We start from the raw sequence: 23,617 nt of genomic DNA, 5'->3' as shown, positions 1-23,617 counted from the left end.
ACCTATACAAAATATGGACAGAAAAACCCCTATTCTAGCTGAACTCTCAGCAGAACAGGGGAAAGGATACCTTAAAGCTTATTCATTCATGCCGGATGAATCAGCAGGGGAGAAGTCGCATTCCTGCAGCGGAATAACCTTGGTCTTTTTGATCCATTTGTAACCAAGCCACAGAATCACGAACAGCGGAACACTCAGGTAAGCAACAAGGACCCCGCTCCAGTCGATCTGGTCGCCTATAAATGCCTGATAGTTCTGTCCCAGAATGACGATGATGCACAGCACAAAAGCAAAGATTGGCCCAAACGGGAACCATCTTGCGCGGTAAGGCAGGTCCCTGAGGTCTCGCCCCTGCGCAACGTAGGCGCGGCGGAAGCGGTAATGGCTGATTGCAATTCCGAGCCAAGTAATGAAGCCGCACATACCCGATGCATTCAGAAGCCATGTATACACGATGCCGTCACCGAAGAGCGAAGCGAGAAACGCGAGCATGCCAACGGCCGTGGTGACGAGCAGCGCATTCATCGGAATGCCGCGTTTGTTCAGCTTGCCAAGGAAACGTGGGGCCTTCCCGTCCCGGGCAAGAGCATACAGTACCCGGCTAGAAGCGTACATACCGGAATTGCCGGCAGAGAGCACGGAGGTCAGAATGACGGCGTTCATGACGGAAGCCGCAATGGCAAGCCCTGCTTTTTCGAAGACCAATGTAAACGGACTTACTCCGATGTTTTCCAAGTCACCTTTGAGCAAATTCGGGTGTGTGTATGGAATAATTAAACTGATTACGGTAATAGCCAGGATATAAAAGATCAGAATGCGCCAGAACACCTGACGGATGGCACGAGGCACATTTTCACGAGGGTTCTCGCTTTCACCCGCGGCAACGCCAATCAGTTCTGTTCCCTGGAAAGAGAATCCGGCCGCCATAAACACACCCAGTACAGCGAAAAATCCGCCGTGAAACGGTGCATCCCCGATGGTAAAGTTGCTGAAACCAACAGCTTCACCGCCCAAAATACCAAAGATCATAAGTACACCGACGCTCAGGAAGATGATGACGGTAGCGACTTTGATAATCGCAAACCAATATTCCGATTCTCCATACCCTTTGACGGACAGAATATTCAAGGCAAAGATCAATACCAGAAACAGCAAGCTCCAGAGCATGGATGAGCTGTCCGGGAACCAGTATTTGATGAGAACTGTAGCAGCAGCGAGTTCGGCGGCAATCGTAACCGCCCAGTTATACCAGAAGTTCCATCCCATGGCGAAACCCAGAGCGGGATCAACGAAACGTGCGGCGTACGTATTAAAAGAACCGGAGTCCGGCATAAAGGTTGCAAGCTCTCCCAGACTGGTCATGAGGAAATAAACCATAATACCAACGGCCGCGTAAGCAATTAATGCCCCGCCGGGACCGGCAGTCGAGATGGCTGTACCACTTGCCAGAAACAGTCCGGTACCAATCGAGCCGCCCAGGGCAATCATGGTCATGTGGCGTGCACGCAATCCTTTTTTCAGGGAAGGCTCGCTGGTAGTTGTTGTTTGTGATTGGTTGCTGCGGTCTTGCATGGTAACACTCCTTCATTTGTATTGCTGATGCTGTTACATAGGTCCATAAACAAAAAAAGACCACAGGCATAAGCCAGCGGTCTTAAACTTCAATATCCGCACCATATCCCAGATGATTAAGATAGCTCAACACAGCAGAATCCATACCTTTTGAACAAAGATAAAAATACGTGCTGTGACAGTTCTGCACCTTTCGGCTGCAGCCCCAGCTCACCGGACCGATAAAGGAACGTCCAGTGAACTTCGGCGGGTACACCTTTCGGCTGATCTCAACAGCGGCTCCTAGCGCCTTCTTCAGCTTACTGATCGCACCCGCGACCTCTACCTCACCATACAATGGATGAGGTGTATCTATTGTTTATGAAATTGAAATGAGAAATCACGCTTCGAGCAGCGTGTAACCTGTTAATCAAACAGACAACAAGTATACCGCTCATCGTTTTACAGTGCAATGACAAATGTTGGAGTGTATCTGTAAGGCCCCACTAAAGGAAGAGCTGAAGAAAAATCTAATCCTGCTTTTTATTCCTTCCTGCCATCTGCTGCCAGACGGTTCCGGCAGCCTGTTCGCCTGACTCGATGCGTTCCAGGGCCATTTTGGCCTGCAGACTCACTTCAAACTCAGGATCTTCAGCAGCGAGCCGGAGTGCCTGCTCGGCCTCCTCGGTCCCAACTTCATAGAGGAAGCGGGCTGCGCGCCAGCGTACAAGCTTGCTCTTGTCAGTTAACGTTTCGATCATAGCTGATGTAGCGGCAGGATCCCCAATGTCTGACAGCGTATCTCCCGCTGTGCGGCGCACGGCAGGAGAACTGTCCCGCAGCGCTTCATATAGAAGTTCCATCGCCTCAGGTGTGCGAATATCGCCAAGATAGACCACAGCCAGACGCCGAATTTGCATTTTGCTGTCCCGCAGCGCCTGAGCGACAAGCGGCAGTCTTTCCTCTGTTGGCTCCATACCATCCAGTGCAGCATACCGTACATTCCAGTCTTCGCTGCGAAGTGCTTCTTCCAGTTCGGCACCCTCCAGCGCACGGCGGTGCTCAATGAACTCCTCTGTATTGGTACCATGTGCAATAGCCTGCTGGATGACCTGCTCCAATCGTTCAGGTGGATACGCGGCTTCCAGTTCCTGCTCAACCTCACGCGCGATATCCGGCAGTTCACCGTACCGTACCCCGTAATCGCTCAGTTTGCGCTCTTTGATCAGCGTGGCACTGGCAACCTCGGTAACCGCTTTGACGAAACGGTCCGACAGGGAAATGCGTTCTTCGTTCGTACCGGCTTTGACCCGTATCTGCATCGGCACTCCCCGGAAGAATTGTACAAATACTTGTGCTTCTCCAAAGTGCTCACCTGAAGCATCTTCAGATTCAATCCAGTCCAGATTTACGCCTTCCTGACCCAGACGACTCTGTACTTCACCAAGAATGACAGACCAGTCAGCATTCCCCTTACGGTCCAGTGCAACGAAATCAGTGGTGTGGAACACACTTTTCACGCCCGGAATGTTAAGCATCTGACGAATAAACGCCGGAGCTGAACGTTCGTTGTCCAATGTATAGGTTCTGCGAATCCCGTCCTCCAGACGTTCGTCAAGATGCAGCATCATCGTATTTGGACTCGGTGTTGGTTCAATGGAAACTATATTCATGGGTGCAACCTCCTATAATACCAAATTGATACGTAATGTCCCGTAAAGTAAATCACACGGGTTATCTCTATTTTACATGAATTCAGGAAAACTGCGAAATGCATAACGGTCGGGAGATGCTCGGAAGATGGATGTGAAGAAATGCGAAGATTGTTAACACTTCTTTCATGTCCACGCACAAACATTCTTAAATGAAAGCTGACACAATGTAGGGAAGAAGCTAATGGAGGTTATACTTATGGAACCTGTTACTGTGCTAACGGATGGAGAGCGCTGTATCAACTATGAGAAAATCAATCAGTTGTTCGAGGATTGGATCGCTGCTGTGCCATCAGATTCAGTAAAGGAAACAGGAAGAGGAGACTGGGAAAATTCACGTTTTTGTATAGTGGATTACAGGAACGCCGAACAGGCTGTATCTGCAGCAAAGGCCATTCGTGCTTTTGTACCGGACGTTCCCGTACTGGTTATTACTGATTTTCAATCATTGATTCGCAAACGCCATCTGCGGGAAATTAACGGTACTGGTGTTGTGAAGATGCTGCTCTGGGATGAACAAGATCCTGACCATGTGGTTAGAAGCATTGAGCGGTGGCTGCACACTTTTGGATATGAAGCACCCTTAACCATGCCCTCCGTTCTATATATAAGGTAGAATGGAAAAATCATGGTAAGGCTGCTGCTGTTTATCAGCTGTAAGACAGCTTAATGGATGACCAGCTAGACCATATATTTATAGCCTGTACCCCATACCGTTTTAATATAACGGGGATTTTTGGGGTCGGGCTCTATTTTTTTGCGCAGACTGGAGATATGTACGTCGATGGTTCGATCCAGATAGGCACGTTCCGAGCCTTTAATCCGGTCCATCAGTTCATTGCGGGTAAACACTTTGCCCGGATTACGATACAATTCCTTCATAATTTCGAATTCTATATGAGTGACCTCAATTTCAACCCCATTGACAAAGAGTGTTCTTCTGTATTCATTGACATTGATCTGACCCTTAACTTCATCCGCCTGATTCTCTTTTACAGGTTTATCCTGGTAAGTAATAACGGACCTCCGCAGCAGCGCTTTAATTCTGGCATCCAGCTCTTTCAGACTAAACGGCTTGCAGAGAAAATCGTCCGCGCCATTATGTAATGCACGCAATCGGTCATTAAGCATTGTGCTTGCGGATATCATCAGTACAGGAACGGTAGAATTTTGACGAAAAGCATCAACAAGCTCATTGCCATCAATTTCGGGGAGCATTAAGTCCGTTACAACAATATCGGGCTGAAACTGGGGAAATAGATGAAGTGCTTCACGGGCATGATGTACCCGTTCCGTTATGTATCCTTCCTCCTCAAGAAAAAAAGCGATCATATCAGCCAAATTTTTCTCGTCTTCTATAAGAAGTACTTTGATAGACACTGCCTCACACTCCTGGGACAAGAATTTGTTAAGAAAATACGAAATAAATCATTTGAAATACCGCAAAATTTTTAATGTTTGTATTCCAGAATATAGGAAGTATACGCATCGTGCGAAAATACTGGAATAAATGTGACTTTAGTTTAACATGGGTATCATCTATTTCCGAACAATAAAAATTCCCAAACGTACGCCGGGTGTTACATACAGTATAATAGACCAGACGAGTGCACGGGGAATAAATATAGTGAAACCGTTCACACATGAGTGGCAGATCGCTTTGCTGCCCTTGTTATGACATCGTTCTGTGCAAGGAATCGGCTGTGGGTGAGGAAAGGTGCGCATGTATATTGTAAAAGCAAAAAAGATAATGGAATGGATTGCACTGAAGCTAAGAGTGCCTTGGATTGGGATCCTCTTATTGATTACGCTCGGTTCTTTGAGTGCAATCTTCCCATTTACGTTATTTTATGGAGTGCAGTTTATGCTGATCAGCGCTGCGGCTCTGGTGGCTCTCCGCTTATACGGTGCCATTTACGGATTCATAACTCTTATTGGCATTCATCTGATTAAAATTATGATTGTGGGGTGGGAACCGCTCACTGCACAAATTATTGCTGTACGGTTCATAGAGCTGTTCTGGATGCTGGGTTGGCTGAGGCGAGGAAAACTTGGAAGTTTAATTAAGGCTAACGCGATCTTCTGGATTGCCATGTTAATTCCTGTAATTGCTTTTGGTCATCTGATGATGGGATTAAGTATTGAACAGTTAAAGTACGAGTACATGTACATGGCTGTGATCAGTATGGTTAATGCGATGTTCGCAGGAATTGTAGTTGATTTCTGGTATACTACCGGAGGCCGTCAGTTGGGCCACTCCGTCACTATCCCCCTAAAAAGGATTGCATTCAAATACGTTGTTGTTTTTGTTATTTTTGTTTCCCTGCTGCTGCTGTCTGTGGACAGCCGGAGGCAGCTGCAGCAGATGAGCGAGATTATTTTTTATGATTTGAATCATGCGGCTAACGCGGTAGTACAGGATCTAAATGAACAATATGTTAACTCGGATAATTTAGAGATTACGATGAAGCGTTATCGTCACTTATTAGATGTTAATGTAATTCTCCTTGACCGAAAAGATACCGTAATTGCCGCGGGAATAGATACACTCCATAGAGGTGAGTATCTGGACATAAACAATTTCCGACTGCTGAAGGCGGGAGACAGCTCGATTCTGTTCAGTTCGGATCGGATATCCGGCAGCACACATTATAGTGATGTACTTCATTACTGGAGACAGGCATCTTTTGTGTATCAGGCAGACGTCGCTGCGGGAGCTCCTTACCGTGTGTTAGTACAGACCGATTCGGACCGTTATTATTCGCGTATTGAATCGATTTACCTGACAACGCTGCAGACCTTATTTTTCATCATTGTAACTTCAATGATTGTAGCAGCACCTCTGAGTAATAAAGTCGTCAGTCCTCTGCTTCGATTAACAAGAATGACGGGATCTCTTCCCAGAATCTTATTTCGAAACAGGCAGATGGAATGGCCCAGCAGTCATGTTACTGAAGTCCAGATCCTGATTGGCAATCTTCGAAAAATGGCTGACGTACTGCTTGAACAATTCGAACAGATCCGGTTGGATAAATTAACGCTGGAAGACCGGGTTATAGAACGAACCAAAGAGCTCAAAAACAGTGAAGAAGTAAAACGGGCCATCATTGATTCCTCCATCGATGCAATTATCGCAGTAGATGCCAGCGGATTAATTGTAGAGTTTAACCCGGAGGCTGAGCGAATGTTCGGACTTGGGCGGGAAGAAGTTGTACTTCAGAAGGAAGCTTCTTCTCTTTTTCAAGGGGCAAGCTTTCAGGAAATCAAAGAAATGCTGAAGGAAAATGAGTACAACGAAGGCAGGAGATATACCACAGTCGAGGAGATTTCAGGAGTCCGAAGAGAGGGCTCTGCCTTCCCGATTGAATACAAAATTGTAGAGGTTCAGCTGGGAAGCCATGAGTCTTTATATAACCTTTTTATCAAAGACATCACGGAACGAACCAGAGCCGAAGAAGAACGGGTAAGGCATGCGCTTGCGCTGGAGAAGCTGAATGCTGAGTTGATTCGTGAGAAGGTTGCTATTCAGGAACAGCGCGATATCAGTGAACAATTTATTGAATCGGTTCGCGAAGGACTTGTCATGTCCGACCGCTCAGGGACAATCACGATCGTGAATCGTAGAATTGAAGAGATGTTTGGGCTTGGGAATTTCTTGGGGGAATCGATTACCGACTTGGCTCAAGCGATTGATTCCATGGTGCTGACCGATAATTTCAACCTTACGGAACAGACCAAAGCCTTCTTGAATGGAGAACAAGCATTCATCGAGACGAATTTCTTTTTTGACAATGTAGAACAAAGTGTGTTTTCACTGTACATGAAACAGATGGACGTGCCGGGGAAAAAACATGGATTCCTGCTTGTCTTTCGCGACTTGACCGGAGAAGAGCGGCTAAACCGGATGAAAAATGAATTGATCAGTGTTGTCTCTCATGAACTTCGTACACCTGTAGCAACCATTATGGGATATGTGGAGCTGATGCTGATGTACGATCTCCCGGCATCTCAGCGGAAAGAGTTCATGGAGACCATTTCATCTGAAGGCAAACGTCTGAGCAGCCTGCTGGATGATGTACTTGATATCCAACGACTGGATAATGAGGGGATGACCTATCATATGACCTATGTTCCACTTGTGGATCTGGTTGAAGGTGTGGCCGAGCAGTGGAACATGAAGTCTTCTCAACGGATCTACGTACATGTCTTTAATGGTGATCTTTTTGCTTATGCGGACCAGAACAGGATTGTTCAAGTACTTCATAATCTGATTGGCAATGCGGTGAAATACTCTCCTGGAGCAGAGCGAATTGACGTAACGTTATGGGAAGAAGAAGGAGCACTTTGCATTGATGTAAGGGATTATGGGATAGGTATTGCCGAGAGCGAGAAGGAACTGCTGTTTAACAAGTTTTATCGTGTAGATAATTCGGATCACCGTCAGATTGGCGGAACGGGCCTCGGTTTATATATTTCCCGCAAAATTGTGGAGGATCATCACGGGAGTCTGACCTTCATGTCGGCCCCGGGTAAAGGCAGTACGTTCAAAGTCCGGCTGCCCAAACAGGACGTTGTCCTCTAGTGTGTTTACCGAAAGTTGATATGGTATGGAGAGCTTTTATCTTTTGGCACGTGTCGGTGCGGAAAGGTAAAGGCTTTTTTATTTTTATTTTTATTTTAAGCATTCAAGCTTTATTTTTCATCATTAATATTGTTTTTTCGTCATCTGGGATAAAAAATCGGGAACTTTTGCACACTGTATATAGAGCCATAATTTGCATCCTGTGCAAAAAGGAGGGCAACACATATATGTTTCGCAAACAAGAGAAAAAACTTATCATCGTCTGTCTTGTGGCAGCGGTGGCTGTGCTGTATGCCGTGGTCAAAAGCATCATCCGTATTATGAGTTATTGAAAATCCGTTCAGGCAGAACGAATCCGCTGTTGTACATAATCTATCATTATACAGCTGAACAACGATAACGATTACGCCGAAAGAGGAGTGTGCCCATGTCATCTCTGGACCCTGTACTGCTCAGCCGGATACTGACCGGTCTGACCCTGTTTGTGCATATTATTTTCGCTTCGATTGGCGTGGGTGTACCGCTCATGATTGCATTGGCTGAATGGCGGGGACTGCGCACCAATGATATTCATTACACGCTGCTGGCTCGCCGGTGGGCCAGAGGTTTTGTGATTACAGTGGCTGTGGGTGTTGTCACAGGGACGTCCATCGGGTTACAGCTGAGTCTGCTGTGGCCGATGTTTATGCGAGTCGCAGGTCAGGCCATTGCGCTGCCGCTTTTTATGGAGACGTTTGCCTTTTTCGTGGAAGCCATCTTTCTCGGAATATACCTTTACACCTGGGATCGTTTCAAAAAGAAATATACGCACATGCTGCTGCTCATTCCGGTAGCTCTCGGCTCATCCGCTTCCGCGATCTTTATTACAACCGTGAATTCTTTCATGAACCAGCCGCAGGGTTTCACCTTGATTAACGGCATCATGAAGGATATTGACCCGATCGCTGCCATGCTGAATCCGGCGACGCCAACCAAAGTATCCCACGTGCTTGCTTCCTCTTATACTTTGAGTGCGGGTGTACTGGCGGGTATTGCGGCGTTCAGTCTGCTGCGCGGACGGGACCATGTGTACTACAAAAAAGCACTCAAGCTCACAACGGTATCTGCGCTTGTATTTGCGATCAGCACCGTCATGATCGGTGACTCGTCCGGTAAATTTCTGGCGAAATATCAGCCGGAGAAGCTGGCCGCTGCCGAGTGGCATTTCAAAACGATGAAGGAGGCACCGCTCGTTTATGGCGGTATTCTGGATGAAAACAACGAGGTCAAATATGCCATCGAGATTCCTTATGCGCTGAGCATTTTGGCAGGCAATCGCCCGGATACGGAAGTGAAGGGACTGGAGGAATATCCGGCAGACCTCAGACCACCGCTGTCCATTCATTACATGTTTGACCTAAAAGTGACTACCGGGGTCATCATCCTGCTGATTCCAGTGCTCTACGTACTGCGCCGGTGGATGCCTGGACGTAAACCTTATCCCAAATGGCTGCTGCTTGGTATCGTGTTCCTTGGCCCACTGGCGATGATTGCGATTGAGCTTGGATGGATGTTTGCCGAGGTGGGCAGACAGCCCTGGATTTTGCGTGGATATATGAAGGTGTCCGAGGCGGCAACGACCTCCACATCCGTCGGTTGGATGCTGGTGCTGTTTATTCTGCTGTATCTGGTGCTGTGTTTCTCATGCATCCGCGTCATCAGCAAGCTGTTCCGCAACAAAGAGGCGGAGAAGGAACTGGATTCGCTGGGTCTGGAAGGAGGCATCGTGCATTGAGTTTTGAAATTGCGGGTATCGCGATATTGTGGACGTTCCTGTTCGGTTATCTGATTGTGGCGTCGATTGATTTCGGTGCGGGGTTCTTCAGCTTTTACAGCATTTTGACCGGACACGAAAACAAAATTCATAACATCATTCAGCGTTACCTGTCTCCGGTGTGGGAGGTGACGAATGTGTTTCTTATTTTCTTTGTGGTGGGTCTGGTCGGATTTTATCCCGACAGTGCGTTCTATTACGGGACAGCCCTGCTTGTGCCGGGTTCTCTGGCGATTGTCCTGCTGGCAATCCGTGGAGTGTACTATGCATATAACACCTACGGCAACCACGGGAAAAACAGCAAAATCTATCTAGCGCTGTACGGCGCAACGGGACTTCTGATCCCGGCGGTATTCTCCACCATTTTGGCCATTTCCGAAGGAGGGATCATTGAGCAGGCAGGCGAAAAGGTATTTTTTCGCTGGCGTGAATTTTTGACGAATCCCTACACGTGGTCTGTTGTGCTGCTGGCGTTGGTGAGTGTGCTGTACATTTCGGCGATGTTTCTGTCTTATTATGCGAAGCGGGCGGGCGACGAGCCAGCCTTTGGCGTCCTGAGGGAATATGCGCTGCTGTGGAGCCTGCCCACCATTTTCGCGAGTTTTCTGGCTTTTCTGCAAATTAACAAACAAAATCCGGCTCACTTCGAACAGATGGTCAATATGTCGTGGATGTTCATCGCATCCTTTATCTGTTTTGTCATTGCAGTGTCGCTTGTGTGGAAAGAGAAATATCTGGGATGGTGTTTCGTCGCAGTGATGCTGCAGTTTGCCTTCGCCTGGTACGGATACGGCCGATCGCATCTTCCGTACATTCTCTATCCATACATCAACATCTACGATAGCTTCACGAACCGAACGATGGGTATTGCATTGATTACGGCATTCAGTCTGGGGCTGCTGGTGCTCATCCCTTCGCTGGTGCTGATTATGAAGCTGTTCCTGTTTGATGCCAATTATGTACGCGGTAACGCCGGAAAAAAGAAAGGATGACTTCGCCATGTTCGCGACGATGATTTCGAATATTCTCTATATGCTGTCTGCTCTGCTTCCCCGGCAGCTTACGGTGCTGAGATCTGCATGGCCGACAGGCATCTATCCGGGACTGCACCTGCACCCGCTTTTGGAAGAAGGGGTGAAAGGCATACCGGGTATCACGGGGCTCAGCTTCTTTGAGACCTTTACGATTATGTATGCTCCGCCCCTGATTATGGTGGCTGCCATTGTTTTTCTGTTTGTGTATATGGCGGTATACAAAAATCCAAAGGATTGATCTCATTACAGCTGTGCTTCATGGCAGGTGGTACGACCGTTCGGGATGCGGGTAATCTGATGTTAAGAACCGAGGAAGGGAGGAGGCCCCTTCATGCCCAAAATTCGCTATAACAATATCGATAATGTCAGTACAGACAAAACGTTGAAGGAGTTCAAGCAGTGGAGAGAACAGCGCCGGCGCAAAGTCAAGGACTATTCCTACAAAGTCCCGAAGCATGACCCGGAGCTGGACTATTTACATGCCAACCGGGAAGAAACTACAATAACGTGGATCGGACACTCCACCTTTTTCATCCAGTATTATGGACTGAACATCGTGACTGACCCGGTATGGGCCGAGAAAATGGGATTTCAACGCAGGCTCGGTGCCCCGGGCATTCCGATTCAGGATGTTCCGCCGCTCGACGTTATCCTGATCTCTCATTCACACTATGATCATCTGCACCTGGCTTCCCTGCGCAAGCTGGTTACAGCAAAGACCCTTCTGATTGTACCGGACGGCTTGAGACGTAAAATGATCCGGAAGGGATTTCACCGATGTCATGAGATGAAATGGTGGGAGCACCTGGTGCTCGGTGGAGTGAAAATTACGTTTGTGCCTGCCCAACACTGGACACGCCGAACGTTGTTTGATACGAATACGTCTCATTGGGGCGGTTATGTACTGGAGCCGAATCACGCCGTACATGTTTCAGAAGAGAGCGCTGCGGCAGCGGCGAGGGAGACGGCCGAAGGATCTGTTTCTGCCGATTCAGATTCGCATAAACCCAGCGGTGGAAAACCGGCATTCGGAGAGCCGCCTGTCCTTTATTTTGTCGGAGATACCGGGTATTTCAAGGAATTCAAAACGATTGGTGAACGTTTCGACATTGGTGTCACGCTGATGCCGATTGGCGCGTACGATCCGGAATGGTTCATGACTTCCCAGCATGTGACACCGGAGGAGGCTCTTCAGGGATTCGTGGAAACGGGTTCACAGCTCATGGTACCTATGCATTATGGAACCTTTAAGCTGGCGGACGACACACCGAAGGAAGCACTGGATCGGCTGGAGACGGAGCGAGAACGGCTTGGAATCGCCAAGGAACGGATTCGGGTGCTGGGACACGGCGAGACCCTTCGCATCCGGCATGAGACTGCCGAGACAGAATAAAGGGGCTAACAAAAGCCAGCCAGATATGGTAATCTATAAACATACGTGCATGAACAGCATATTTACCAAAACTTTAATCCGTAAAAAGCGGCTGATTTTCGAATTTGCCGCTTTTTTGTGTTATAATATGGTGCCAGAATAGGCATCGGATATTGAATCCATGATTTTACGCAGGTTGCTATTCATGCAGTATGCAGATTAACCAATAAAGGATGGTATGCTTAATGATCAGTACAAGCGGCATCACGCTCCGCTACGGAAAACGTGCGCTTTTTGAAGATGTGAATATCAAATTCACGCCAGGCAACTGTTACGGCTTGATCGGTGCGAACGGAGCCGGCAAATCAACGTTTTTGAAAATTTTGTCCGGTGAGATTGAAGCCAACTCGGGAGAGGTGCACATCACCCCGGGCGAACGTATGGCCGTTTTGAAGCAAAACCACTTTGAATATGATGAGTACCCGGTTCTCGAAACCGTAATTATGGGTCACTCTCGTTTGTATTCCATTATGAAAGAGAAGGATGCCCTGTATGCGAAGGCAGACTTCACAGAAGAAGATGGCCTGCGTGCAGGTGAACTCGAAGGTGAGTTTGCTGAGCTGAACGGCTGGGATGCAGAACCGGATGCAGCAGCACTCCTGATTGGTCTTGGAATCGATCGTGATATGCATGACAAAAAAATGGTAGAGCTTAGCGGTAACGAGAAAGTCCGCGTATTGCTGGCACAGGCACTGTTCGGTCGTCCGAATAACCTGCTTCTCGATGAGCCTACCAACCACTTGGACCTCGAATCTATTCAATGGCTCGAGAACTTCCTGATGGATTATGAAGGTACCGTTATCGTCGTATCCCATGACCGTCACTTCCTGAACAAAGTATGTACGCATATCGCGGACATCGACTTTGGTAAAATCCAGCTGTACGTAGGTAACTATGACTTCTGGTATGAGTCCAGCCAATTGGCACTTGCTTTGCAGCGGGATGCCAACAAGAAAAAAGAAGAGAAGATTAAAGAGCTGCAGGCCTTTATTCAACGTTTCTCCGCGAACGCTTCGAAATCCAAACAGGCGACTTCCCGGAAGAAGCAGCTCGACAAAATTACGCTGGATGACCTGCGTCCGTCGAACCGTAAATATCCATTTATCAACTTCAAACCTGAACGTGAAGCGGGGAAACAGCTGCTTACCGTTGATCGTTTAAGCAAAGCGGTTGAAGGTGAAAACATGCTGAACGATATCAGCTTTGTGGTGAATAAAGGCGACAAAATTGCTTTTGTTGGCCCGAACGGTAATGTCAAATCGTTACTGTTTGATGTCGTGATGGGTGAAACTGAAGCAGACAGTGGTGAGTACACTTGGGGGGTAACAACAACTCAAGCGTATTTCCCGAAAGATAACTCGAAGTACTTTGACGGTGTAGAGATGAGCTTGGTGGATTGGCTGCGTCAATACTCCAAAGATCAGGACGAAACATACCTACGCGGTTTCCTGGGCCGTATGCTGTTCTCCGGAGAAGAAGCTTTGAAAAAGGCAAGTGTGTTGTCCGGGGGAGAGAAAGTCCGCTGTATGCTGGCAAAAATGATGCAGACCGGTGCGAACGTGCTCATTCTCGATGAGCCGACGAACCACTTGGATCTCGAATCCATCACTGCACTGAATAATGGTTTGATCGACTTTGACGGCACGATGCTGTTCACATCCCATGACCATCAGTTTATCCAAACGATTGCTAACCGCATCATTGAAATCACACCTACAGGTCTCATCGATCGTCAGATGAGCTATGATGAGTATCTGGAAAGCGAAGAAGTGAAAGAGCTGCGCAGCAAAATGTATCCAGTCGAAGCATAAAATCGCTTTTAAAATAAGAACAAACCAAAAACCGCAAGTCCTCCATAAGAGGGCCTGCGGTTTTTGGTTTTTCATGCTGGAGCTGAATAAACCGCCCCGGTACTCCAGTACATCTGTCTGGAACTAAGATCCGCCTGTACGACGGCGCTGGTTGTTCGGCTTTTTGTTGTTCTGGCTCTTCATCGCTTTAGGGCCGCCTTCAAAGTAAGCACCGGACTGGTTACCGGAATTTTGCTGCTCTTTCTTTTGTGCCAGCTTTTGACGGATTGCATCCTGCAGGCTGACCTTTTTCGGTTCTTTATTTTCGCTCATTGTATATCCCTCCCGGTCTTACAGTAAGCCGTCCAAATTGGACGGGATGTACTCATTTTATACGTTTTATAAAAGCCTCACAAGGGCAACCTGATAAAATGCCGGTTTTCACCAATTTTGCCTGAACCAACATTGTTTCTTACCTTCTACAGCCCTGCCTAATGGAAACTTTGTTTCAGCCTGCCTACAGCGATGCGGCTTGGCAACACTGTTTCTGTAGACCCACACGACCTGCATTTGGTAATATGAGAAAACCGTTATTGGAAACGTGAAAAGGAGTGTCGTCCGATTGAACGCTTACGAAGAAATACGTAAAGGAGAGCGGGGAGCCTGGATTAGTATTGCAGCTTACCTCGTATTATCTGCTTTTAAGCTTATCTGTGGATATTTATTTGCTTCCAGCGCTTTGCTTGCAGACGGCATCAATAACGCCACAGATATTGTGGCATCTGCTGCAGTGTTAATCGGGCTGCGCATCTCGCAAAAACCGCCAGATTCGGATCATGCTTATGGTCACTTTCGGGCGGAGACGATCGCGGCACTGATCGCCTCATTTATTATGGCTGTTGTAGGACTCCAGGTGTTGGTTGAAGCAGTTCGTTCATGGTACGCGGGTGATTATGCTGCTCCAAACCTTTGGGCAGCCGGTGTAGCCGTAATCTGTGCTGTGGTCATGCTGGGGGTATACCGCTACAATTCTCGTCTGGCCAAACAAATTAACAGTCAGGCTTTGCTGGCGGCAGCCAAAGATAATCGTTCGGATGCCTGGGTAAGTATTGGTGCTGCCATCGGTATTGTCGGTTCACAATTTGGACTACCGTGGCTTGATAAAGTGGCTGCACTCCTTGTAGGTCTGCTGATATGCAAAACAGCTTGGGAAATTTTCCGTGATTCCACTCACCTGCTCACGGACGGTTTTGACCAGAAGCAGCTGAATGATTTGAGGTCTGCCGTTGCCCGTGTTCCTGGTGTCGAAATCATTAAGGACGTCAAAGCACGAGTACATGGCAGTCATGTACTGGTGGATGTGGTGATTGAAGTGGACGGAGGATTAACGCTGATAGAGAGCCATGAAATATGTGATCAGGTTGAGGAACGTCTGAAACGATCACATAATATTATGCATGTTCATGTGCATGTTGAGCCGCGATCAGAAGAGACACATCCGAGCTAATCCACGAAACAGAATTTTTAGACCGCGTACATCAAAAAAAAGGACAGACGCAATGCTGCGTACTGTCCTCTTTACTTATGTTATAAACGATTATACCATATTATTGAATAGCAACATGAATCCAGGCTTTGCCTTTCCATGTGTACACTTGAACCCACTCACCGCCGTCAAATCCGTCAACCACTTCACCTGTCGTATCGATGACTTGGGCTGCCAGTGCACCGATTGGTTTGCCGTTTGGTGCATCATAGAACCATGTGCGCTCGAGCAGGTTCAGCAGCATTGTTGGTGCAGTAACTACGTCACTTGGTTTTACAAGCGGCTCCTCGAATTTGATATCATCAGTGGACGGTGTTTCTGTTGTAGTTGAAGTACCTTGAGCGCCTGTGGAATCAACGGTTGTACCTGTTACAGTCTCAGCATTACCTTCAACTGTTTCTACAGCAGGTTTGTTGACTTCAACAGCCGGTGTAGTAGTCGCCGGTGTAGTAGTAGTTGCTTCTGTACCAGATGCTGGCGTTGTTACCGTGCCGGTAACCGCTTCCTCAGCGCCTGCAGCAGCAGCCATGGAACCCATCAATGTTAAAGCAGCGGCAAAACTTACGATTTTTTTCATTTGTATTTCCTCCTCGATAGATATGTAGTTTTTGTTGCCCTGTGTTAAAAGTAACCAAGCAAGCATGTCTCTGAATCACAAATTATAACAATATTTTCTTGGTTTCTCCAGAGTCAACTGGCGCATCTGTGGGTATATAACAAGCTTGTAAAATTCATACTTTCGCGGCATACAAACGGGCGGGCTATATCATTAAAGTCCTGTTTTTCCAGGACTCTTCGGGGATTCAGGTTGGAATAAAGCAGAGGGGAGTGTAATACATAAATATAGGAAAATAGGAAGGAGTACCTGGCTTGAAACGAACAAAAGCCGACGTGCCCGGAGGCATCATCGGCTTTCGTATGTAAGCAAGTGAATCCAATTTAGACACTTTCATGTCATCGCATTCGGCTTCTTCCTGTAATGAGGGAAATGATAAAGAGTACAACAAAGATGAAGAAGAGTACTTTTGCAATAGAAGCGGCTGCTTCAACAATCCCGAAAAACCCGAAGATTCCGGCAATCAGTGCAATAATCAGAAAAACGACAGACCATTTTAACATGATAATCATCCTTTCGTAATATGGTTTGTGGCGTGGACTGTTGTGTCTCACTGCCCTGTGTAGTCTAACCTTAACCGAGTGCCAATGACTTGAAACATGGTGTTTTTTTCTACCGCTATACATCGATCGAGGCACATTTTCTTTTGTTTCGCCCGTGAAAGGCCCGGGTAACTATAGCAATAACAAAACCGACGCACTATGGAAAGAGAGGTTGTTCTTAATATGATCTATCAACTAAGCGTGGCCCTGATTGCAGTGGCATTTGCAGTACTTGTTTTCTTTCTGATTCGCACACTGAAATCGGCCCAGGGTTCACTGGATAACGTCTCTCAGACACTGCAGGAAGTGCAGAAGACCATCGATGAGCTCAGTTATGAAGTAAAACAAACGGTAAGACATGCGAATGACATCACGGCTGATGTGCAGCACAAGATGAAGAAGATTGATCCGGTCATGGAATCTGTCGAGAATCTGGGAGAAGTACTGAGTGAAGTGACGGCAGCAGCCAAGCAGGTGTCAACTACTCTCATGACCCGATTTCAGACGAAGCAGCCGAAAGCGGGAACAGGCAAAACGTCTGAATCCCATCAGGTAACGGCTCCACCAGCTACGGCTTCGGAACGTACACTGCAGTCCTATGAAGCCGTATATCATGATGATGCAAAGGGCGGGAAGAACTGGATGAAATATATCGATGTTGCGGCTAATGTATGGCAGCGTATGCGCAAATAACATGACCGTGTTCTGAATGAGGTGAAGCCTTCAGGGCGGTGATGAACCTGATGAAAGGGTGAGAATCATGATGAAACTACTGCTAGTGACGATGTTTAGCGTAATTTCTCCCTTTTCCGTTCAACCGGCAGCACCTGCTGCTCACGATATGCAGTGGACGGTAATGGAGGAACAGAAGCCAGAAATAACTTTGGCTGCTGATCATTCCGAGACGTTCGGGCAGTTTCGGACTCTGAATGGCGTTTCACTGGAGGATGGAAAGCAGAAAGTGTTAGGCAAACTGGGCCAGCCAGTCGATATCAAAAAGGACCCTTATCTGGGATGTCCGGAATATCATTTCCGTGATGTACATGTTGGAATATGTGAAGATACGGGCATTATTCAATATGTGCATGTCGATGGATCACGCGAAGACTTGAAAGTGAATGGGAAATCAATCCCGATGCACATTGACGCTATTCATCAAGCGCTGGGCAAACCGTATTATACAGCTGAGGATGGCGAGGTGTATGTTCGCGGTCAGTATGCAATCAAAGTGTATCTGAAACCGGGCTCCAGTGAGATTGAAGGGGTTGACTTTTTTGACGATGCGGTGTCCTGAGGTCAATAATCCAGCTTAGGTTTCAACGTAAAATAGTATGGTTATATACTATAAGAGCTCGATAAAGAAGATTAAATCAGAGGAGAGTGGAAACGATGAATTCAACCAACGCACAGGCTTATGCCAAAGTGGTAGAAAACGGAGTTCAAGCAGTAGAAGCGGTGAAAGAATTGCAGACTACTGGATACTTAGCTGATCATATCTTCGTACTAGCCCACGAGAAGGATCGTACAGATCGGATTGCTGATACGGCAGATGCTAAGGAGATTGGCATGAAAGAGGAAGGTATATTCGATTCCATGGCGAATTTGTTCCGTTCACGTGGTGACGAGCTTCGCGCCAAGATCGTATCGATGGGTTTCACAGAAGCCGAGGCTGACTTTTACGAGAGTGAATTGGATAAAGGCAAGGTTCTCGTTATTGCCAAAAAGAAAGACTAACTTTTAAAGGCTGAACCCAGGGCTGCTTTATCAGTTAATGTCCTGTGGTATAACAGCAAAGGCTCAATCAAAAACATAGATAAGGAATGGGGTGAACCCCATTCCTTATCTATGTTTTTGCAAGTTGTTCGCCCGGGCATGGGCGATAACCAGGTGAGCAGCAGATGCAAAAATGTTACAAAAGGATAGAGGGGAAATCCCTTTGATGGTGCTATTTTCTGATAGTCATTTTCTGGTTTTATCATTATAGTTATACTAGGAATTGTTATGTCTACTGACTCTTTGGATGAAAAATTTGTATAAATAAGGTTGTTCGATTAACTGATAATCATCGACAAACCCGGACGCCACAGATAAGGAGATAGAAATGAGAATACTTATTGTTGACGACAATCCGACAAATGTCATTATCATTCGAGAAATTTTGAAAAAGGAAAATTACCGCGATATTGTGACAGCAAGTTCCGCTATGGAGATGTTCGAAGTATTGGGAATCGGTGAGGATAACAACGAACCGCGTCCGAAAACATCGGATATTGACCTGATTTTGCTGGATATGATGATGCCTGAAATGGATGGAATTGAAGCCTGCAGCATCGTGCAAAAATTCGAAAATCTGAAAGACATCCCAATTATTATGGTTACCGCGATCGGTGATTCCAAAAAATTAGCCGAGGCCCTCGACGCGGGCGCATCCGATTATGTAACGAAGCCGATTAACAAAGTGGAACTGATGGCCCGCATTCGGCTGGCTTTACGTTTGAAACAGGAAAAGGATTGGCACAAGGAACGTGACCAGCGGATTCAGGATGAGCTGAAACTGGCGGCGATGGTTCAGAACGCCGTATTGAGCCATGCGATCGAAGATCCATCGTTCGAGGTGCATGCCATTTATAAACCATCTTTTGAGCTTGCAGGTGATCTGTATTCCTGGTTTCCTCTCGGAGAAGGACGGTATGGAGTACTGCTTCTCGATATGATGGGGCACGGCATATCTTCATCCCTGTTCACGATGTTTATCGCTTCCGTTCTTAAGGATACGGTAACAACGTATGTTGACCCGGAGAAGGTTATTCAGGAGCTGAACCGCCGCTTTAACCAGCTGCATCTTGGAAAGCAGCTGGTACAGTACTACTTTACAGCGATTTATTTGGTCGTTGATACCCGAATGAAGCGTATCGATTATGTGAATGCCGGGCATCCCCCAGCTTTATTTTTCCGCAGTGACGGCAGTGTGACTTCGTTTGACAGCGTATGCTGTCCTGTTGGATTGTTCGACAAAATGGATATTGAACCTCAAACTATTCATTACGAAGGTTCCGGGCATATAGCCATGTATACCGATGGGCTGCTCGAAGCGGTTCAGGGAGATCAGGAGCAGCAGCTGGAATTTCTGAAAGAACAGTTAAAAGGTTCTCATGAGTGGAATGAAGAAGCGATGCAGAAGCTGTTTTTTGATGATGAACTCAATCCGGAACGGGATGATGATAAATGTCTGGTGTGGATTACATTGGATAAAGGGGCGGAAACGGAATGAAAATCAGGAATAAACTGCTGATTGGTTTTACCGCCTTGATGGTCATCATGATTGCCCTCACCTTTGTAAGCTATGAACGGCTTAACAGCAGTAACAAACAGATCGATCAGATGTATCAGGAACGTTATCTTAAAGTCCGATTCACTTCTGCGGCGCGCGGGGAAGTCAACGATATTGCCAAAGTGCTGGCTAACTTGTTATTGAACCCGAACAATTCGGTCAAAGCAGCAGAAACGGACTTGAAGGAAATGAAGGAAAGGGGCGCCGGTTATCTGAAACAAGTCAGAGACCGGGCGGATACTGCCACGGAGCATCAACTTGTCGATCAGGTGAATAACGCGTGGGATGCTTATACGAATTATGCTTCAAGAGTGACTAGCCTGATGTCCCAGAATCGGGTGGAGGATGCGAACAACTATCGCAACTCGACAGGACTTGCGGTTCAGAAGGGAGCGGTGGACACCCTAAATGCGCTGTCTCGTTATCAGGATCAGGAGATTGATGCCGAGATCAAGGACGCCAATGCTGCCTATACGAGAGCGGTCCAGATAACGGTAAGCATCATGGTGGCCGGATTGCTTCTCGCCCTTGGAGTCATTCTCTGGGTGCTTCCAAGCATTACGCGTGGTCTGAACACAGTGTCGATGATGATTACCAGTTTTGGCAAAGGCCGGTACAAGACGATCCGCCGAATACAAATCAAATCGACCGATGAGATTGGGCAGATTGCCACTGTTTTCAAAGATGTCTCGAACGATCTCGAAGAGAAGTTGGAGATCGAAAAAGCATATGTACAGGCGCAGCAGGATCAGAACTGGATGAGCTCCAACATTGCGAGAGTACCTGAGCTGCTTCGCGGAATCGGCTCCATCCGTCAGATTTCCCAGATGTTTATTAGCGAATTCACACCTGTACTTGGTGCGCAGCTGGGCGTCGTCTATCTGATTGACGAAGAGAAACATCCAGATGAGCTGAGACGCTATGGGTCGTACGCTTTTGAAGAGAATGGAGAGCTGGGCAAAGAGGTATATCGGATTGGGGAAGGTTTGATTGGTCAGGCGGCACTGGATATGACCCCAATTGTGCTGGACCACACGCCTGATCAATATGTGAGCATTGGTTCCGCTTCAGGTTCGGCACCAGCTGCGGGAATTATGATCTATCCTGTCGTGTTTGAGGATGAACTGATTGGCGTGGTAGAACTGGCTTCTTTCGAAGGTTTTGGTGAAATGCACAAGCAGCTGTTCGGTCAGCTGATTATGAATTTAGGCGTCATTCTTAACAATGTTCGTCGTCGTCTTCGTGTCGAGGAGCTGCTGCGGGAGTCTCAGGCCCTTACGGAGGAGCTGCAGGTGCAGTCCGAAGAACTCCAGACACAGCAGGAAGAACTTCGCCGCTCCAATGAAAATCTGGAAGAACAGACGGATGCCCTTAAACGTTCTGAGGAACTGCTGCAGCGCCAGCAGGAGGAATTGGAGCATTTCAATACCGAACTGATTGCCAAGACGCGTGCGCTTGAGGAGCAGGTACGCGAGGTCGAAGAGAAAAATGATGAAATTGAGAAAACGAAGACACAATTGGAACAGCAGGCGATGCAGCTGTCGATGACCAGCAAATACAAGTCTGAATTTTTGGCGAATATGTCGCATGAACTGCGAACTCCGCTGAACAGTCTGCTCATATTGTCTCAGTTATTGTCGGAGAACAAGGATGGCAATCTCAGCAGCAAGCAGCAGGAATATGCACAAACCATTTATATGTCAGGCGCAGACTTGCTGAAAATGATCGATGAGATTCTGGATTTGTCGAAAGTAGATGCAGGTAAAATGGACATCAACTATGAGACGGTTCGATTGGATGAGCTGACCCACTTTGTCACCCAAAACTTTGGGCCGATGGCTAACAAGAAGGAATTGGATCTCAATATTGATTTCGACAGTTCGCTGCCGGAGTGGATCTATACAGATAGTCATCGGGTGAAGCAGATTTTACGTAATCTGCTCTCGAATGCATTCAAGTTTACGAATCGAGGTTCGGTGAACCTGATTGCACGTCGTATGAAACCGGAGGAGCTGCCTGGATACCTGAACACGAATCAGGAGTATCTCGGATTCAGCATCAAAGATACCGGGATTGGTATTCCGTCCGACAAGACGGATCTGATCTTTGAAGCATTCCAGCAGGTGGACGGAACGACCAGCCGTAAATATGGCGGTACGGGTCTAGGGTTGTCGATCAGCCGTGAGCTGGCAAGACTGCTTGGCGGAGCCATACAAGTAGAGTCCTCGGAAGGCGTGGGGAGCACTTTCACGCTGTTCCTGCCGGATAATCATGAGGAAGCCGAAATGGCCGAGGAAGAAGCGGCCAGAGAAGCAGCGGTATCTTCAGAACAGCAGCAGGAACAGCTTTCTGATTCTGGATCTGTGCGCAGATCTCAACAATCCATTCTTGCGCCTGATCCGGAACGCAGTCGTGCAGCTGATCTGTCATCAGCTCGCAGCACAGAGGTCACCCGGATTGAAGACGATCTTCACAATATCGTTGAAGGAGACAAAACACTGCTGATCATCGAAGATGATGTGAAGTTTGCCCATATTCTGATGGATATGGCAAGAGGCCGCGGCTTCAAAGCGCTGGTTGCCACTCAAGGGGATACGGGGCTGCAAATGGCCCGCGAATACCTGCCTGATGCTGTTATTCTTGATATTCAACTTCCTGTAATGGATGGATGGACGATTTTGGGCGAATTGAAGAGCAGTTCGGTCACACGTCATATCCCGGTGCATGTCATCTCGGTTGTTGATGATATGAAACAAGGATTGATGATGGGGGCTATTGCTTACCTGAAGAAACCGTCGAGTAAAGATTCACTGGATAAAGCATTCTCTCATATCGAATCCTATACAGAAAATCAGCTGAAACGGCTGCTCATCGTCGAAGACGACGAAATACAGCGTAAAGCGATCATCGAATTAATTGGTCATGATGATGTTGCTATTACGGCTGTTTCTACAGGCCAGGAAGCTCTCAATGAACTTCACAGCCAGCGTTACGACTGCATGGTACTCGATCTGATGCTGACGGATATGACGGGTTTCGAGCTGCTGGATCAGATTCGGGATGATGAGTATCTGAATGATCTGCCCATTATCATTTATACGGGGAAAGAACTGGATTCCAAGGAAGAGATGAAACTTCGCAAATATGCGGAATCCATCATTATTAAAGACGTGAAGTCACCCGAGCGTCTGCTGGACGAGACGACCTTGTTCCTGCATCGGGTAGAAGCCAACCTGCCTGAAGACAAACGCCGCATTTTGCAGAAGCTGCACAACAAAGAAACGTTATTCGAAGGCAAGAAGATTCTGCTGGTTGATGATGATATTCGAAATGTATTCGCGTTATCCAGCGTGCTCGAAGGGTACCGCATGGATGTTACTTTTGCTGAGAACGGCCGCGAGGCACTGGAGACACTGGAGAACAATCCTGATTTTGATCTGGTGCTGATGGATATGATGATGCCAGAGATGGACGGTTACGAAGCGATGACACGGATCAGGCAGAACCCGAAATTCGAGAAATTGCCGATCATTGCGCTTACAGCCAAGGCGATGAAAGAGGATCGCGGCAAATGTATTGAGGCTGGAGCATCTGATTATGTGAAAAAACCGATTCAAACCGATCAATTGTTATCATTAATGCGGGTGTGGTTGTATTCGTAAGCTCAT

Annotated in this window: 19 protein-coding genes and 1 riboswitch; of the genes, 13 read left to right on the top strand and 6 right to left on the bottom strand. The window is 47.3% G+C overall.

Annotated elements, in window-relative coordinates:
- Window positions 1-78 precede the first annotated feature (78 nt).
- Window positions 79-1,572 carry an amino acid permease gene (locus MKY97_RS24475; protein WP_342552816.1) on the bottom strand — a complete coding sequence of 498 codons (1,494 nt, stop codon included), beginning with the start codon at window positions 1,570-1,572 and terminating at the stop codon, window positions 79-81.
- Between the two features lie 114 nt (window positions 1,573-1,686).
- Window positions 1,687-1,904: riboswitch (Lysine riboswitch) on the bottom strand.
- 177 nt (window positions 1,905-2,081) lie between these two features.
- Window positions 2,082-3,224 carry a virulence factor gene (locus MKY97_RS24470; protein ID WP_342552815.1) on the bottom strand — a complete coding sequence of 381 codons (1,143 nt, stop codon included), beginning with the start codon at window positions 3,222-3,224 and terminating at the stop codon, window positions 2,082-2,084.
- 238 nt (window positions 3,225-3,462) lie between these two features.
- Here MKY97_RS24470 and MKY97_RS24465 point away from each other — a divergent pair, with 238 nt between their 5' ends.
- On the top strand, window positions 3,463-3,879 hold the full coding sequence (locus tag MKY97_RS24465) for a hypothetical protein (RefSeq protein WP_342552814.1): 417 nt from the start codon (window positions 3,463-3,465) through the stop codon (window positions 3,877-3,879).
- A 65-nt stretch (window positions 3,880-3,944) separates the two neighbouring features.
- On the opposite strand, the gene MKY97_RS24460 is transcribed toward MKY97_RS24465, so the two are convergent.
- Window positions 3,945-4,643 carry a response regulator transcription factor gene (locus tag MKY97_RS24460; protein WP_342552813.1) on the bottom strand — a complete coding sequence of 233 codons (699 nt, stop codon included), beginning with the start codon at window positions 4,641-4,643 and terminating at the stop codon, window positions 3,945-3,947.
- 343 nt (window positions 4,644-4,986) lie between these two features.
- Between MKY97_RS24460 and MKY97_RS24455 the strand changes: the two genes are divergently transcribed.
- The 6 genes from MKY97_RS24455 to MKY97_RS24430 all read left to right on the top strand — a co-directional run bounded on the left by MKY97_RS24455 (window position 4,987) and on the right by MKY97_RS24430 (window position 13,935).
- Entirely contained in the window at window positions 4,987-7,845 is a 2,859-nt protein-coding gene (locus tag MKY97_RS24455; RefSeq protein ID WP_342552812.1) for an ATP-binding protein, read from the top strand.
- 427 nt (window positions 7,846-8,272) lie between these two features.
- Window positions 8,273-9,619: a cytochrome ubiquinol oxidase subunit I gene (locus MKY97_RS24450; RefSeq protein WP_342552811.1), complete on the top strand. Its 1,347-nt coding sequence runs from the start codon at window positions 8,273-8,275 to the stop codon at window positions 9,617-9,619.
- Window positions 9,616-10,650 carry a cytochrome d ubiquinol oxidase subunit II gene (locus tag MKY97_RS24445; RefSeq protein WP_342552810.1) on the top strand — a complete coding sequence of 345 codons (1,035 nt, stop codon included), beginning with the start codon at window positions 9,616-9,618 and terminating at the stop codon, window positions 10,648-10,650. Before MKY97_RS24450 ends, MKY97_RS24445 begins: the two co-directional genes overlap by 4 nt.
- A gap of 7 nt (window positions 10,651-10,657) precedes the next feature.
- Window positions 10,658-10,930: a hypothetical protein gene (locus MKY97_RS24440; RefSeq protein WP_342552809.1), complete on the top strand. Its 273-nt coding sequence runs from the start codon at window positions 10,658-10,660 to the stop codon at window positions 10,928-10,930.
- Between the two features lie 93 nt (window positions 10,931-11,023).
- Window positions 11,024-12,085 (top strand): MBL fold metallo-hydrolase, encoded by a 1,062-nt coding sequence (locus tag MKY97_RS24435; RefSeq protein WP_342552808.1) that lies wholly within the window; start codon window positions 11,024-11,026, stop codon window positions 12,083-12,085.
- A 224-nt stretch (window positions 12,086-12,309) separates the two neighbouring features.
- Window positions 12,310-13,935, top strand: a complete 1,626-nt coding sequence (locus MKY97_RS24430; protein WP_342552807.1) for an ATP-binding cassette domain-containing protein — start codon at window positions 12,310-12,312, stop codon at window positions 13,933-13,935.
- A 123-nt stretch (window positions 13,936-14,058) separates the two neighbouring features.
- Here the strand turns inward: MKY97_RS24430 and MKY97_RS24425 are convergent, their stop codons facing one another.
- On the bottom strand, window positions 14,059-14,247 hold the full coding sequence (locus MKY97_RS24425; RefSeq protein ID WP_342552806.1) for a hypothetical protein: 189 nt from the start codon (window positions 14,245-14,247) through the stop codon (window positions 14,059-14,061).
- 289 nt (window positions 14,248-14,536) lie between these two features.
- Here MKY97_RS24425 and MKY97_RS24420 point away from each other — a divergent pair, with 289 nt between their 5' ends.
- Window positions 14,537-15,421, top strand: a complete 885-nt coding sequence (locus tag MKY97_RS24420) for a cation diffusion facilitator family transporter (protein ID WP_342552805.1) — start codon at window positions 14,537-14,539, stop codon at window positions 15,419-15,421.
- 100 nt (window positions 15,422-15,521) lie between these two features.
- Here the strand turns inward: MKY97_RS24420 and MKY97_RS24415 are convergent, their stop codons facing one another.
- Window positions 15,522-16,037 carry a hypothetical protein gene (locus MKY97_RS24415; RefSeq protein WP_342552804.1) on the bottom strand — a complete coding sequence of 172 codons (516 nt, stop codon included), beginning with the start codon at window positions 16,035-16,037 and terminating at the stop codon, window positions 15,522-15,524.
- Between the two features lie 377 nt (window positions 16,038-16,414).
- Entirely contained in the window at window positions 16,415-16,579 is a 165-nt protein-coding gene (locus MKY97_RS24410; RefSeq protein WP_342552803.1) for a DUF1328 domain-containing protein, read from the bottom strand.
- Between the two features lie 222 nt (window positions 16,580-16,801).
- On the opposite strand from MKY97_RS24410, the gene MKY97_RS24405 reads away from it, so the two are divergent.
- The 5 genes from MKY97_RS24405 to MKY97_RS24385 all read left to right on the top strand — a co-directional run bounded on the left by MKY97_RS24405 (window position 16,802) and on the right by MKY97_RS24385 (window position 23,611).
- Window positions 16,802-17,311 (top strand): DUF948 domain-containing protein, encoded by a 510-nt coding sequence (locus tag MKY97_RS24405; RefSeq protein ID WP_342552802.1) that lies wholly within the window; start codon window positions 16,802-16,804, stop codon window positions 17,309-17,311.
- A 67-nt stretch (window positions 17,312-17,378) separates the two neighbouring features.
- Window positions 17,379-17,912, top strand: a complete 534-nt coding sequence (locus MKY97_RS24400; protein WP_342552801.1) for a hypothetical protein — start codon at window positions 17,379-17,381, stop codon at window positions 17,910-17,912.
- Window positions 17,913-18,007: 95 nt separating this feature from the next.
- The gene (locus tag MKY97_RS24395; protein WP_342552800.1) at window positions 18,008-18,352 is read left to right on the top strand and encodes a general stress protein; all 345 of its coding nucleotides are present in this window, start codon (window positions 18,008-18,010) and stop codon (window positions 18,350-18,352) included.
- A 367-nt stretch (window positions 18,353-18,719) separates the two neighbouring features.
- A complete protein-coding gene (locus MKY97_RS24390; RefSeq protein ID WP_342552799.1) occupies window positions 18,720-19,889 on the top strand; it encodes a fused response regulator/phosphatase in 1,170 nt (389 codons plus the stop codon).
- Window positions 19,886-23,611 (top strand): response regulator, encoded by a 3,726-nt coding sequence (locus MKY97_RS24385; RefSeq protein ID WP_342552798.1) that lies wholly within the window; start codon window positions 19,886-19,888, stop codon window positions 23,609-23,611. Before MKY97_RS24390 ends, MKY97_RS24385 begins: the two co-directional genes overlap by 4 nt.
- Window positions 23,612-23,617: the final 6 nt, after the last annotated feature.

Source organism: Paenibacillus sp. FSL R7-0652, from assembly GCF_038595045.1.
Classification (GTDB): Bacteria; Bacillota; Bacilli; order Paenibacillales; family Paenibacillaceae; genus Paenibacillus.
This window is presented reverse-complemented; position numbering and strand designations above follow the sequence as displayed.